Origin of the sequence: Candidatus Protochlamydia sp. R18 (assembly GCF_000648255.1) — a bacterium.
Taxonomy (GTDB): Bacteria; Chlamydiota; Chlamydiia; order Chlamydiales; family Parachlamydiaceae; genus Protochlamydia; species Protochlamydia amoebophila.
This window is the reverse complement of the sequence record NZ_BASL01000658.1, coordinates 14,177-28,564: the sequence shown is the minus strand read 5'-3', so window position 1 is coordinate 28,564 and position 14,388 is coordinate 14,177. Positions and strand designations below refer to the sequence as shown.

10 protein-coding genes and 1 tRNA gene are annotated in these 14,388 nt (G+C 34.8%); 4 read left to right on the top strand and 7 right to left on the bottom strand.

The features are described 5' to 3' along the window. Positions 1 to 719: 719 nt before the first annotated feature. Complete coding sequence (gene waaF / locus TY19_RS04170) at positions 720 to 1,769, bottom strand: lipopolysaccharide heptosyltransferase II (protein WP_193354019.1); 1,050 nt, start codon at positions 1,767 to 1,769, stop codon at positions 720 to 722. A 314-nt stretch (positions 1,770 to 2,083) separates the two neighbouring features. Between waaF and TY19_RS04165 the strand changes: the two genes are divergently transcribed. From TY19_RS04165 to ruvA, 3 genes are read left to right on the top strand one after another with little or no spacing between them, the layout of a single operon-like run. Then, positions 2,084 to 3,781, top strand: a complete 1,698-nt coding sequence (locus TY19_RS04165) for a hypothetical protein (protein ID WP_042280490.1) — start codon at positions 2,084 to 2,086, stop codon at positions 3,779 to 3,781. Beyond that, positions 3,778 to 4,284, top strand: coding sequence for a crossover junction endodeoxyribonuclease RuvC (ruvC, locus tag TY19_RS04160; RefSeq protein ID WP_011174569.1), 507 nt, complete (start codon positions 3,778 to 3,780; stop codon positions 4,282 to 4,284). Before TY19_RS04165 ends, ruvC begins: the two co-directional genes overlap by 4 nt. An 18-nt stretch (positions 4,285 to 4,302) precedes the next feature. Next, positions 4,303 to 4,908: a Holliday junction branch migration protein RuvA gene (gene ruvA / locus TY19_RS04155; protein WP_042280489.1), complete on the top strand. Its 606-nt coding sequence runs from the start codon at positions 4,303 to 4,305 to the stop codon at positions 4,906 to 4,908. Between the two features lie 22 nt (positions 4,909 to 4,930). On the opposite strand, the gene nth is transcribed toward ruvA, so the two are convergent. After that, positions 4,931 to 5,560, bottom strand: coding sequence for an endonuclease III (gene nth, locus TY19_RS04150; protein ID WP_042280487.1), 630 nt, complete (start codon positions 5,558 to 5,560; stop codon positions 4,931 to 4,933). Continuing rightward, positions 5,557 to 6,933, bottom strand: coding sequence for a tRNA uridine-5-carboxymethylaminomethyl(34) synthesis GTPase MnmE (gene mnmE, locus TY19_RS04145; protein ID WP_042280485.1), 1,377 nt, complete (start codon positions 6,931 to 6,933; stop codon positions 5,557 to 5,559). The genes nth and mnmE overlap by 4 nt, the downstream gene beginning before the upstream one ends. A gap of 131 nt (positions 6,934 to 7,064) precedes the next feature. On the opposite strand from mnmE, the gene TY19_RS04140 reads away from it, so the two are divergent. Continuing rightward, positions 7,065 to 7,982 carry a phosphatidylserine decarboxylase gene (locus TY19_RS04140; protein ID WP_042280483.1) on the top strand — a complete coding sequence of 306 codons (918 nt, stop codon included), beginning with the start codon at positions 7,065 to 7,067 and terminating at the stop codon, positions 7,980 to 7,982. Between the two features lie 118 nt (positions 7,983 to 8,100). Here TY19_RS04140 and TY19_RS04135 read toward each other — a convergent pair whose 3' ends face one another. The 4 genes from TY19_RS04135 to TY19_RS04120 form a co-directional block, all read right to left on the bottom strand. After that, positions 8,101 to 8,709 (bottom strand): peroxiredoxin, encoded by a 609-nt coding sequence (locus tag TY19_RS04135; protein WP_042280482.1) that lies wholly within the window; start codon positions 8,707 to 8,709, stop codon positions 8,101 to 8,103. A 180-nt stretch (positions 8,710 to 8,889) separates the two neighbouring features. After that, the gene (locus tag TY19_RS04130; protein WP_042280481.1) at positions 8,890 to 9,522 is read right to left on the bottom strand and encodes an MBL fold metallo-hydrolase; all 633 of its coding nucleotides are present in this window, start codon (positions 9,520 to 9,522) and stop codon (positions 8,890 to 8,892) included. Beyond that, positions 9,523 to 9,596 (bottom strand) — tRNA-Arg (locus tag TY19_RS04125). 135 nt (positions 9,597 to 9,731) lie between these two features. After that, positions 9,732 to 14,267, bottom strand: coding sequence for an RHS repeat-associated core domain-containing protein (locus TY19_RS04120; RefSeq protein WP_042280479.1), 4,536 nt, complete (start codon positions 14,265 to 14,267; stop codon positions 9,732 to 9,734). Positions 14,268 to 14,388: the final 121 nt, after the last annotated feature.

The window sequence follows — 14,388 nt, the reverse complement described above, 5'->3', positions numbered from 1 at the left end:
CTAGTAGCAGTTGCAACAAATTTTTTAATAAATTAGTTATTTGCAACTTACATTAATTAATTGTTCGATTCAAAATCTTTTACCAAGCTAAAAAATACAAATCTTATCTTAGTGTTGATGCAAGTTCCTACTATTCTTCGCTTATCTTCTATTACAGATATGCCTTGCGAAAACTATGATTGGCCCACTTCCATCGGCTAATGAAGAAGATTTCCTCATCGTTCAGACTTACTCCAAGTTGATTCTTTTTTTTAAATTTATTGGATTGGATGTCTTACCTGTAATAAAGTAAAAAATGTTTTTGTTTATTAAGTGCTTTCAATGACAGTTTTGGTTATAATTTACTGACTGTACTCTGTAAATCTATCTATATTTTTTTAAATATCCAAATTTTTTACGAAAAAAAATAAAAAAATATAATACCAAATTTTTTTCAAAAACGTATGAACACCGTTTTTTGAAAATGGCGGGAAATTAGACTAAAATGATTGCTAGTTTAATCGGAAAAGGAGGTAAAACATCATAAATGTGTCATTGCTAAAAAAATGCATGTTTTTTCATGCTGCTGTCCTGAAAATAATCCAAAAACTTCAATTTATTTACTGAGATTACGAATACTTCATTACTGTAATTTAATTAATTTTTTTAGCCAATTTAACCAATAAATCTGCAAAAAAAATTAAAAGGTTAGATTCGTAAAATTTAACTTCACTGATGAATTAAAGAGGAAGATAAGAACAAATTGACTGATAAACTTCCTCGACTTCAATGCGTTTCATACACCGAAAATCAATAGGGCATTCTCTTCGATAACAGGGTGAACAAGGAACATGCTTATGGATAACAGTTCCTCCTTGATAGGGGCCTGTTGTGAGATCACTTGTGGATCCAAATAAAGCAACAAGAGGAGTATTTAAAGCAGCAGCTACATGCATAGGTCCACTGTCATTTGTTAAAAAGACATGGCAAAGCTTGATATAGGCCATTAATTCTCTGATAGAGGTTTTACTAGCCAAATTAATGACGCGGTCTGGCAACCCTTGGCAAATTTCATTGACGAGAGGAGTTCCTGTTTTATCTCCAAAAAATAAAATTTTTGTACGAGAATTGGCTAACAATTTTTCTGTGAGATCTTTAAACCTTTCAGGTAACCAACATTTTGCTGACCCGTAGGCAGCTCCAGGATTGATACCAATGATTAGATCTTGAGGTCCAACCCCATGAGAAATCAATTGTTGTTGAGTATTCTCTAATTCTTTTTTTGTGAGGTAAAGCGTTGGGGAGTTATTAGAGAGCGAAATACCAAGAGGCTCTAATAACTGTTTATAAGTTACAACAAGATGTTGTTGAGTATAATTAGGTGAAAAAGGGATGGCATGATCAAGCAACCAACTACGCCAATGTGTAGAATATCCGATTTTATTTTTAACGTTTCCCTGCCAAAATTTCCAAGCAGAAGAAAATGAATTTGTGAGTAAAATACCTAAATCATAATTTCCTTCCTTCAAAGAAATTAACAAATTTTCATTGCATTTTTGTGTTTGCTTCCAACTTTTAGAACGTTCAAAGGAAATAACATGGTGGATATGTGGATCATGTTCAATGACAGCTCCCAATAATCCTTGGCAGACGACTGTTAATTTTGCATGGGGCCAATAGTTTTTTAAGTTGGCAAGGATAGGTGTTGCCATCACCAGATCTCCTAGCCAATTAGGCATACGAATAATGATGTTTTGCGGATTTAAAGATAAAAAAGTTTTTTTTGACAAAGCGATTTTCCTTTTTAATTCAAGCGACGAATTTTAAAGTCTTACTTATATCAAAAAACAGAAATAAATTTCGAAACCTGCTTTAAAATGTGACTATGATGAATCATTTTCAAAAAGGCCATTAGTCAATTAAACGTGAAAAACTCCATTGCAGCTATGCTATTCAAATCAAAATTTTTATTTAGCAATTTGAATTTATAGATTTATTTTTATCATGGGTTAAACATACAAAAACCATTGATCTTCTAAGGCTAAACTCTTATCTTTACAGCTAAATTCACTTTAATTTTAGAGACATCTCTTTGGCAAAACTTATGCAAACAAAAGTTCATGATTCTTCTGACTCCTCCTCTAATGAAGTTAACTCTTTAAACGAGGCTGCACAAATTTTGCATTTGAAAAGATTATTAGTTACGCTTAAACAACAAAGTGAAAAAGAGATAAAAAAACTTCAAAATCAATTGTTTAGCCAGGAAAAAATAAATCAATCATTAAAAGATCAATTACTTCAATCTAGTGCAAAATTTAAAAAATTGCAAAGTAATCATGATGAAGAATTAGATGCTTTAAGAGATCAATTTATTTCTCTTAGAAATCTTCTTCAACAAACTCAAGAAGAATTAAGATTTCAAAACGATCAGGCTGTTCATGCGTCGAATAAAATGCAAATTATTCATTCGAATCAAAGAGAGGAGGAAGCTAGTGGTAAAGAGACGGAGCGCCTGCGCGAAGAATTAAGCGAGTCGAATTTAAGAACTCAAGAAATGCAAGCCCTAGCTTCAAAAAATTATCAAAAATACGAGCAAGAAATTCAACATCTTAAGCACTTATTATCGCAACGAGAAATTGCCGAACATCAAACAGAAGTGATCGCTTCTCATACTGCTTCCTACCAACTTCGCTTAGAACTAGAAGAAATTAAACAAACTCTCAAGCAAGGTAATTATGATACAAAGGCTTTAGAGACGCAATATGTCGAAGTTTTAAATGAAAAAGTCAAACTTGAACATCAAATTAAACAACTGCAAACAGAATTGGAGCATCAATCTTCTAATTTAGCGGCTTTTCAAATTCAGATTCCAGACTTGAATCAAAGTAAAAAGGAGCTTGAGGAGTGTTTAAAGGAAAAAGAAAATTTATTAAATCACACACTTGAAAAACAGGATCAATTAAAAGAACGTTTATTTCAAATGGAACTTTCTTCCCAAGAAAAAATGCAGATCCAAGAAAAATATGAGCTGTTGAAAGAAGAATGGAACCAACTGAATGAAAGTTTAGAAGAGGCGTTAGATATTCGTGTAAAATCTGAACAAGAAGTCATACGTTTTAGTGAGCTTTTGAAAGAAAAAAATCAAATATTGTCGGAAAAAGAAGGGCAAATTTTTCAGTTATTGCGTGATAAAGAAAACCAAGAAACACATCTACATGAAATGAATCATTTAGTGAATGAAAGCGAAACTCGCTTTAAAATTGCTCAGCAACATTTAGCAAAAAAATTGAAAGAAGCGGCTATTTTATCTGAAAAAGTTGAAGGTCAACAAAGAGTGTTAGAAGAAATTTCTCAAAATAACGAAAACTTTAAAATTCAAATTAATCAGCTTCAGGCTAGTTTAGAAATTTCTCAAAAACAAGAGAAAAAATTTCAAGAACAATTACACGATGCTTTAAAAAGCACTGAAAGCCAAGTTTCTAAATGGGAAGAAAAATACTTTTGCATGTATGACAAATGGCAAGAAAGTGAAAATTGCGTTAAGAAATTGAAGAAAATTGAAGAGAAACACCAACAAATGCAAAACCTTATTGCCAATTTAGGGAATTTCATGGGTGGACCTTCCTCTCAGAATTTTTTACACACCATGCAAGAATTAGTAGATAAGTCAAATCAACAAAAAAATAGTGAAGAAGAACAGCCCGAGTCCGTTCAACATCCAAGCCAAGAAGACGAAGAAAAATATGATTTGTTTGGTATGAAATTTAGGCAAGATAAACCAAAACCAGATTCCCTTTCATGAGCAATCAAGTTATTATTTTAGGATTAGACCCTGGGACAAAAATAACTGGTTTTGGAGTCATTCGCATTGAAGGCCATCAGTATGTTCCTGTCGATTACGGTTGTATTCGCCCTCCTTCTCATTATAAACTGTCTGAACGTTATTTAGTCATTTGTCAAGGAGTTGAACAGTTAATTGATCAACATCAACCTCATGCTGTCGTTGTGGAAACACAATACGTTTCTAAAAATGTTCAAAGTGCTATGAAATTGGGAATGGCAAGAGGTGTGATCATGATTGCTGCTAAAAAAAGAGGAATTCCTATTTATGAATATGCTCCCTCAAAAGCTAAATTAGCTGTTGTTGGGACAGGAAGAGCAAGTAAATATCAAGTTCAAGGCATGGTTCAGAGGCTACTTAATCTATCCATTCCTCCAACGCCAGAAGATGCTGCAGATGCTTTGGCATTAGCTATTTGCCATGCACAAATGCCCATTTTAAAACAAAGTCAATATGAAACTTGAGGAGCTAAATTAAATATTATGTTTGCATATATAAAAGGAGTATTAGCTTTTTTCAATCCTTCTCAAGCTATTGTTGATGTTCATGGTGTAGGATATTTACTTTTTATCCCTTGTCGCCTATTAGGGCAACTTCCCCAAATTGGGGAGCCAGTTCAATTTTATACCACTTATGTCGTTAGAGAATTTTCTCACACGCTTTATGGATTTTTAAGTTACCAAGAACGCGATATTTTTGAAATTTTAATGAATGTTACAGGTATTGGCCCTAAGATGGCTTTAAGCTTAATCGGACATCTTTCGATGAGCGAGCTTCAAATAGCTGTTATGCGACAAGATTTATCTACACTCTGCCGTGTCCCAGGTGTTGGCAAGAAAACTGCGGAGCGTTTAATTGTAGAATTAAAAGATAAGTTAGCTGCCATTGGGCATTTAGACATGTCTGATCATATAGAGCCTTTAACGCAAGATCCCAAATCCAAATCTGTTCAAGATGCCATGTTGGCCCTTATAAATCTTGGTTATAATCAAACCACAGCTCAAAAAGCGATCAAACAAGGGATGAAAGAACTTCCAGAAGAAATTGACTTAGCTCAATTAATTACCGTTGCTTTGAAACACGTATGAATTGGAGCTTATGCCTAGGATATCAAATTGGATTTTCAACTATCCAAGAACAAATAGGGCAAATGGAAGTTTGATGTGAACGGGCTTGACAATGTTCTCTTGCAAAATAAATGATTTGTAAATGAAGACGAGTCCAATCTTTTTTGGGAAAAAGAGATTTTAAATCTTTTTCTGTTTGTTTAACATTTTTCCCATTGCTTAATCCCCATCTTCGAGCGCAACGGTGAATATGAGTATCCACAGGGAAAGCGGCTTCCTGAAATGCTTGAGACATGACGACAGAAGCTGTTTTATGTCCGACTCCAGGTAGCGACTCTAATGCTTCAAATGAAGCCGGAACTTTTCCTTCATAATCTTTGATTAGCCGATCCGAAAGTTCCCAGATATTTGTTGCTTTACGAAATCCGAGTCCACATGAATGGATAATAGATTCAATTTCATTAATGGATAGTTTCACCATTTCTTGGGGAGTGCTTGCTTTTTTAAATAAAATAGGGGTTACTTTATTGACTCGTGCATCGGTGCAATGAGCGGATAAAAGAACAGCGATAAGTAAGGTATAGCTGTCATGATGACTTAAAGGAACTGCAGGAGCTGGGTAAAGTTCATTGAGAATACGCTGAATATTTTTTGCTATTGTATGCTTATTCATTTTCCTATACAAAATTTAGAAAAAATTGCTGATAAAATATCTTCAGAGATATTAGTTCCAATGATTTTCCCGAGTTCTAATAAAGATTGGCGCATATCTAAAGTTAGAAATTCAGGTGAAACTTGATGCCGAAGACCTATTTGTACACGTCTTAAAGATTCAATCGATTCGATAAGAGCTTCTTTATGTCTAACATTTGTAATAAGGATTTCTTCTTTGGAAGGAGGGCCATCTTGCCAAATAATGGTATCAATTGTTTGATGCAGCTCTTCTAATCCTATTTTCTCTTTAGCAGATAAATGAACAAGAAAAGGAACCTCTAAACAAGGAAGATTTCTTGGATTGAGATCAATTTTATTCCAAATGACGATTGTTTTATGAAAAGGGACTTGTTTTAACAATTCCTGATCTTCTTTTTCCAATCCTTTATGCGCATCTAAAACGAGTAAAATTAAATCGGCTTCTTGCATAGCTTTTTTAGAACGACGAATGCCTTCTTGTTCAACGCTTTCATTAGCTTCTCTAATCCCTGCCGTATCACTCAATTTGATGTGTAGTCCATTCAGACGTAGATGGTCTTCTAAAACATCTCGAGTGGTGCCAGGAATGGGGGAAACAATAGCTCGATCCTTATCTAGCAGAGCGTTCATCAAAGAAGACTTACCTACATTTGGGCATCCAATTAAGCAAATAGAAAGGCCATCATGTAAAATTTTTCCATTGTGAAAAGAATTCACTAATTTTTCCATGTCTTTAGCAGTTCTTTCTAAGTCTTGATCCAGTTCATCCATGGTGGCAAATTCTAATCCTTCTTCAGGAAAGTCGACCCAGGCTTCTAAAATCGCTGCAATTTGAGTTAAGGTTGATTGAAAGGCCAATACCCGGTTTGATAAAGAACCTTTTAGTTGGCTTTCTGCCGCGCCTAGGGCTTTTTCATTTTTTGCACAAATGAGTTCTTGAACAGCTTCGGCTTGAGCTAAATCAATTTTACCATTCATGTAAGCTTTAAAAGTGAATTCACCAGGCAATGCTGCTCGAGCTCCGGCTGCTAAAACGACTTCTAAAACTTTGCGAGTAATTAAACTTCCTCCGTGACAATGAATTTCTACAGTATTTTCTCCTGTATAAGAGCGTTTACCAAGCATTATAAGAACCAGAACATCATCGACATGTTCGCCTGATGAATTATAAATTTGCCCGTAATGTGCAGTATGTGAACGATAGCTGAAAATGGAGCCTGAAAAAATTTTAGCAGCTACTTCAAGAGATTGATCGCCTGAAATGCGAATAATCGCTACTCCTCCCTCACCTGGAGGGGTTGCAATTGCTGCAATTGTTTCACCTGGGTAATAGGGTTGATGAATAAATTCCATGATGCTTTAAATTTGTATTTGTGATTCTTGATATAACAATGAGAAATATGTTATATTAAATCTATTTTTGATGCATCTATTTGATTATCAATTAGCATCGAATTATTTGCATAAGTTGAGGAGTGGGCGCCATGTCTGACATTATTTACGTGGATCGTTTAACGGGAAAAAAACAAATTGAAAAAGTTTACAAAGGAGCTGTCATTCGTTTTCTTTATGGAGATAGCAAACTAAGTCGCTTAATACAACCTTTTCTTTTACCTCCGTTGGCAAAATGGCCTTTTATTTCTCATTGTTACGGACTTTTACAAAAACGCCCTTCTAGTGTAAAAAAAATTCTACCCTTTATCAAAAATTTTGATGTGAATATTTCAGAATTTTTAATGCCTCTAACCCACTTTAAATCATTTAATGACTTTTTTATTCGTCGTTTAAAGCCCGAGTTCCGCCCTATTGCATTAGGAGAGAAAATCGTTTCTATGCCTGCTGATGGACGCTATTACTTTTATCAAGATATAGATCAAGTTGATGGATTCATTGTAAAAGGCAAAAAGTTTAGTTTAGCTTCGCTATTAGAAAATAAAGAGTTAGCTCAGGAATATCAGGGGGGAAGTATGGTGATTGTCCGACTTTGTCCCTCAGATTATCATCGATTTCATTTCCCCTGTGACTGTATCCCAGGCGAAACACGACTACTTAATGGATATCTTTACTCTGTCAACCCTTTAGCGATTAAAAAAAATCTTAATATTTTTACACAAAATAAACGCACTATTTGCGAGTTAGCAACCACACATTTTGGAAAAATTCTTTATTTAGAAATTGGAGCGACAAATGTAGGTAGCATTCAACAAACCTATTGTCCATTTCAACCTGCTTTAAAAGGCGATGAAAAGGGATACTTTGAATTTGGAGGATCTTCGTTAATTTTATTATTTCAAAAAGGAAGGATTCGATTTGATCAAGACTTGTTAGATGCCACTCAATCTGGTTATGAAATACGCTGTTTGATGGGACAGCAAATGGGAACTCTCATTCAGGAGTTTTAAGGATACAAAACTCTGTAAAGAGATTTAAATTTTAAAGCGTCCAATTTCCTTGAAAATAACCCAGAAAAACTTGAGTGCTGGGTTTTTCTGAGTTGTAAAAGAAAGAGGTTATTATTCTTTAGATTTTTGGACGACTAACAGGAACAGTCGCAAAATATTCTTCTAACCCTTCATTAGAAGGTTTAAAAGCCTTTTGGCCGTGCTGCCAATTCGCTGGACAGACTTCTCCATTTTCTTCAAAATAAAGAAGAGCATCTAAAATACGAAGCGCCTCATCAACTGAGCGTCCCAAGGGTAAATCATTGATAACTTGATGACGGACAATTCCTTCTTTATCAATTAAAAATAGGCCACGGAAAGCAATGCCTTCATGAGGAATTAACACATCATAATCATGTGCAATGGTTTTGTTTAGATCGGAAATTAGAGGGTAATCGATACCTTCAATTCCTCCTTTACTTTTAGGGGTATTCAACCACGCTAAATGGCTATAACAGCTGTCAACAGAGCATCCAATTATTTGTGCATTTCTTTTTTCAAATTCTTCAAGTTTTTCTTGAAATGCATGTAGTTCTGTTGGGCAAACAAAAGTAAAATCTAAAGGGTAAAAAAATAAAATGACATTTTGTCCTCTGAAGTGTAACAGAGAAAAATCGTTTACAATTTGACCATTCACAACGGCTTTTGCTTTAAAATCTGGAGCATGTTTGCCAACTAATAATCCCATAATAACCTCACTTTTAGAGTTCTCTTTATTTAATCAAAAATTCCGATTTTAAAAACTTTAAACTCAGTTTATTTGATCAAATGCTGTTCCTATGTTCCCACATTTCTTCAAAATTTAATAATAAAATCCTGCAAAAAAAGGAGTTTTAAATTTTAAAAAGTTTTTTAAGTATTTTTTATTTTACTGAAATAATTGTTTGGCTTTAGGAAGCCAATTCTCATTTCCAATTGTTGTCATGGGACCATGTCCTGGATAAACAGATGTAGAAGGGGGTAATTGCGCTAGCTTGTCCAAAGATGTCCACATTAAATCTGGTTGGCTGGTAGGAAAAGAGATATTTCCAATGGATCCTTTAAATAAGGTATCTCCTGATAATAATTTGGATTGTGAGATTTCATAAAAGCAAACACTTCCTGGAGAATGTCCTGGAGTGTGAATGACTTTAAAAGTTAATTGACCAACAGGGATTAGATCTCCATCATTTAGAAAAATATTGGCTTTAACAGGTTGAATAGTAAACCAACAAGGCAAACCATCCGAACCAGGTTTTTCTAAATTCAGTTGATCCAAAGGGTGCACACAGATGGGGATGTCATAGAGTTTTTTGATGGAATTGATATCAGCGATGTGATCCCAATGGGAGTGGGTGAGTAAAATAGATTGTAGGATAAAATGATGTTTCCTTAGACAATCAAGGAGAAGATTTGCTGATTCTGGAGCAGGGTCAACAATAATCGCTTTTTGCGTAGACAAACAAGCGATAAGATAGGCGTTAGTAGAAAAAGGTCCCGAAGGAAAAGGTTGTATAAACATTGCACCGGAGAGGATTCGAACCTCTAACCGCCCGGTTCGTAGCCGGGTACTCTATCCAATTGAGCTACCAGTGCAAAGAAGACAAAATTATAATTAGGATCTTTCTTTTTTTCAAGAACTTTTAGACAATGTTATCTGAAACTTTCCATGATGGTTATTCAAATTCGCCTTGTCTATGTCAATTTTGAATCAAAAAAATCACATTTATTTTACGTTGGGGCAAATTCTGCTAAAAATTGTTTACCATAAAATTGAATAAACGGAGAATAAGTTGGACCGCTTAAAAAATGATCTCCAGGCCAGCCTCCCCAAAATAAAGGAGAAAAATCTCCTTGAAATTGTACATTCGTATCTGGATCGAAATAATTACGAAAATGTCCAAATGGTTCAAATAATGTGCTGACACCATCATTGACACTGACGATATTTTTGACACTTTGAAAACCGTTATTGGGAATAAGCGTTGCCGAGCCAAATGAAATCACTCGAATCATTTTTTGTTCTTCAGGTGTTAAAAGATCTCGCGCACGTTCAGTCTCTGTTCCTCCTAAACTATGGGCATAGTGAATAATGGTTCCTCCACCACTAACACCCCCCATTTCATGAATTAAGGAACGCCATTGAGCAGCAAGTAAATGCGCATGCATAGAGCGGAAGCCTAAGTTAAAAGCTAGTTTAACCATTATAGCACGGCTCACATCCCAGGTCCATCCTTCAGTAGGGCGAAAAATGTAATGCACTTTTACCCCTCCATGTGACTCTGAGATGAGTTCTAAATTGCTCAACATATCTTGATAAGTGGTTAAAATTCCATTAATAAAAGTGACTCGTACCTTATCGCTAATTTCATTTTCTCCATAGGTGTTTATCTCTGTTTTTTCGTAAGAATGGCCCATTAATATGTAAGTTGTATTGCCAAAAATATTTCTGTTAATTTTTTCAAAAGTATTGGCAAAAGACTCAGGCAATTTCAATTCACTATGGAGTTTAATTTTGAAACGATGGGCCGAAGTTTGAATTTGTCTAAACGCATCAAAGAAAAAAGTAATAGTAGAATCCCAAATTTCAGAAATAGAAAAAAGGCCATATAGGTCGTAATGATTAATACTATCATTGCGAACGAACGTATAAAGGTTAGGTGTATCGTAAAAAAATAGAGGATCAGGAGTTATCCATCTTCCAATGGTTGAATCATAATAACGTTTTCCAAATCCAATCAATCCTGTTTTTTCTTCAATTCGCTTACTAGAAAATCGCCAGGAATTTTCAATTTGCGAAATAGTAAACTTTTCTCCGTAGGTATTATAAATACTTTCTGAACCAAAAGCAGAATAGCGATAAAACTCCGCGACTTCTTTAGTTTCCGTGTCAATTAAGCAACGAACCGAGCCCTGATGATCGTGAATAGGAGCATAGATCTTGTTATTTAGCTCAAGAGCTACAGCAGCATTAATTTCAGCCCCTTTCCCTATTCCCAAAACTCTTAATTGAGTTAACTGCCGCTCGGTATTTAAACAACCAATTTCTTTTTGACCATCAAAGAGATAGAAATTTGAATCCGTTAATATCCAATTAGAATTGTCTGCATCCCAGTGGTAATTTTGCTTTTGCAAACATCTGTCAAACGAATCATAAATAAAGTGAATAGCAAAATCATTCGGAGTTGAGACACGAATAAGACGATTTAGAGCATCATATTCATAATAAACAGATTCTTTCCCTTTTTTTTCGACCAAATTTCCATTTAAATCATAACGATAAAAAGCTAGGGGGGTTTCAATCAATTGATTTAGAGAGTTGGTTTTCCATTGTTCTGAATTAAATTTTAAGCGATTAAATAAAGAGTCATATTGATAAGTATGATGAAGTTCCCCATCTCCGGTTTCTTCGATCAATTGATGATCTTCACTATATTGATATGTTTGAGAATAAGTATTCAAAGAATCTTTAATGGTTACTGCCATTAAACGTCCTTTTTGGTCTAATTGCTCAAATGTTTCTGACCACCAAGGAGATAGGGTTTTTTGTAAACGGTCATGCTCGTCATAGTAGTAAGAGAGTACCCCTACATCTTTAATAAGATGACTTTTTTGAACTTTTCCAGAAGGGATCTCATAAAAATAATCGTGATGATAGTGTAATTGTCGATCTGCTTGATATCTTTCTACAGAAGTTAATAAAGATCCTTCATAACGATAATGGATGCTTGAGTTATCTGGTAAATCGATTTTGGTTTTTCTACCGGCTAAATCATAATCAAAAGAGAGAGTGGTTTCAGGTTTTCCTAAATTTTCCTCAATAACTTGATCAAAGGCATTGTACTGACGTGTTTGAATCCCTTGATGGACCAAATCTTCGATGGCTATTAATCGCTTATTTTGGTCATATTGATAACGATAGGCAAATGAATTATCACTGGCTTGATATGAGCTTAAAAGATTGTTTTCATCATAATAGTAGTGAATTTGTTTGCCATCAGGTTTAATAACTGTTGCGAGTTTACCACTCTCATGATATTGATAACGGGTGATTTTTTGTTGGAACGAACCAGCTGCTTCATGAATTGCTACAAGCTTTCCATCTTCATCATAATCCCATTTAATGATATATTGACCGCTATCTTTTCCATTTGCGATGATTTGATGTTTTTCTGAAACCTTCTTTCCACTTTTATTGTAGCGGACCTGATATCCTCTAATTTTTTCTCCAAGAGAATTAATTTGTAAGCAACTTTCCAATCTATTCAGAGCATCATATATTTTAATGTCTCGAACACCATTTTCATCAATTGTTTCAGTTAATTTAACATATTGACCTAATTGGTTCTGCGTCACTGATTCTTGCAAAAATAGAGTTTCTTTTTTTGGAAAAGAATGTTTGATTCTTTGCTGAACAGAGCCCTGAGAGTCTTCGAGTCTTGTCGCAACTGTTTGCTGCCAAGCATCTTTTTCTTCTATTTTAGTGACAAAATCTGAATCTAATGCACTAAACCATTCTCGCGTTTCTGTACGCTGACCACAGGCGTCGTAAAACCATTCAATTCGCTTTGTTCCATCTGCTGTTTCATGAAGAGAGCGAATTTGACGACCTGCTCCGTCATATTCAAATCGAATAATATGATCTTTTTTTTCATCTGTTATTGTAGAAACAAGGTTACCTAGGTAGGAATAATTCAGAGCACGTATTAAAAAACCCTCTGATAATTTTTCTTCTACACGGCTAATTCTTCCACTCAAATCTCTTATAAAAGAGGTTTTAACGCGGTTTTTGTTAATTTTTTCTTTCAATTCCCCATCTAAGTGATAGACGTAAATTTCTTCTAAACCATTGGGATATTGAATATGGGAAGGTTTTCCCCTTGCCGTATAACTTGTTTTTGTAATACCTCCTTCCGCATCTTTCATTTCGATGACTTGGTCGGAAATGTCATAAAATTGTTCTAGCTTCAGCTGCACCGGATTGTCATATTCATCTAAAACTGTAGGAAGATGAGTTTTGATTAATCGTCCAAAAGAATCATATTCAAATGCGGTTTCATTTCCGTAGCTATCGACGGAGGAGATGCGGTGCCCCTCTTCATCAAATTTATCTTGAAAAGGAGAGGAAGGAGCTTCAACAATCTCCCCTCGACTATCTTCTGTAGATTTTAGATGTCCTTCTTCATCGTAATGATAACTAACATGATAACGGAGATTGTCGTCAGCATCATAAAAATTTTGTTGAAGAAGCTTTCCCTCGGAAGAATAGGTGTAGCGGGTTCGATCTAACAATTTTTCTTGTTCATCTAAGAGATCAAAATATTTATTTTCTACCATTAAAGGTTGAGAAAAGGCTATTCCATCTCGGCAAGATTGAATATTTATAATACGTCGGTGAGTCACTCCTTTCAAGTCAGTAGCGGATTCGTTTTGTCCATCATCTAAGATAGTTTGGCAAAGCAATCCTAAATCATCGTAGCAATAAAATGTTCGAGAAAGTAACCCTGCTTGGTTTCCTTGGAGTTTGGCTTCACACCGTTTAGTTTTAAAATCATAATGGTACGTTGTTGTAGCTCCATTATCTTCTCGAACCATCCAAATAAGATCTGGGTGAGAAGGATAATAGCGGTAAACACTGGAATAACTTTCAATTCCATTAAAACTGGGGACACCGTCTGCTTGGATGATCAATGGAATAGAGCAGGAACCTGATAAATTTCCATAAAGTGTTTGTCGGATGAGTTGACCCTGGTCATTATAGCTAAATTGGGTGCAGTGTATAGCTTGTCCCTTTTCGTCCGCCAAGACTCTACTGCTAATCAAAGGAATTTTTAGGTCAGTTTTCCAAAAGAATTTCTCTTGTCTATATAAATCAGACGAGCCAGAGGAAGCCTGATATTGCTCTACACTCTGAATCAAATTGTTTGAATAACGATAGATGGTTTTTCTTGCTTGCTGATCAATAATTTCTGTTAAACCTGGTTGGTAAAAAAAGTAAATACAAGTTCCTTTTTCCTCGTCCAGAACCTGAGCTTTAACTCTACCTATCCTGAAATCCCCTCTGGGGAGATTAACTGTTATGTTGTTTACTCTATTAATTCCTTGTGTATAAAATTCATGTTTGTTTCTCGGAGGTTCTGTTCCTTCTAAATGTCCACTTATGACATTGATAGAGTTAACCAAAGGTGTTGGAACGGAAGGATCAGTAGCCTCTAATAATGAAATTAGAGAAAAAATAAAAAATATAACAAAACGGATATTATTCATAAAAATCTAATATAATTTTAATTAATATAATGAAAGCATTATAAAAAGATTTACATTCTGTTGCAAGTTTTCATTAAGTTTGGGGAGAAAACTTAAAAATTAATTTAAATACCAAAAACAG

What these genes read in the sequence shown, in the direction of transcription:
- TY19_RS04130 (WP_042280481.1), bottom strand. Translation starts at nt 9,522, where the DNA reads ATGTTTATACAACCTTTTCCTTCGGGACCTTTTTCTACTAACGCCTAT.
- TY19_RS04135 (WP_042280482.1), bottom strand. Translation starts at nt 8,709, where the DNA reads ATGGGATTATTAGTTGGCAAACATGCTCCAGATTTTAAAGCAAAAGCC.
- ruvA (WP_042280489.1), top strand. Translation starts at nt 4,303, where the DNA reads ATGTTTGCATATATAAAAGGAGTATTAGCTTTTTTCAATCCTTCTCAA.
- ruvC (WP_011174569.1), top strand. Translation starts at nt 3,778, where the DNA reads ATGAGCAATCAAGTTATTATTTTAGGATTAGACCCTGGGACAAAAATA.
- mnmE (WP_042280485.1), bottom strand. Translation starts at nt 6,933, where the DNA reads ATGGAATTTATTCATCAACCCTATTACCCAGGTGAAACAATTGCAGCA.
- nth (WP_042280487.1), bottom strand. Translation starts at nt 5,560, where the DNA reads ATGAATAAGCATACAATAGCAAAAAATATTCAGCGTATTCTCAATGAA.
- TY19_RS04165 (WP_042280490.1), top strand. Translation starts at nt 2,084, where the DNA reads ATGCAAACAAAAGTTCATGATTCTTCTGACTCCTCCTCTAATGAAGTT.
- TY19_RS04140 (WP_042280483.1), top strand. Translation starts at nt 7,065, where the DNA reads ATGTCTGACATTATTTACGTGGATCGTTTAACGGGAAAAAAACAAATT.
- TY19_RS04120 (WP_042280479.1), bottom strand. Translation starts at nt 14,267, where the DNA reads ATGAATAATATCCGTTTTGTTATATTTTTTATTTTTTCTCTAATTTCA.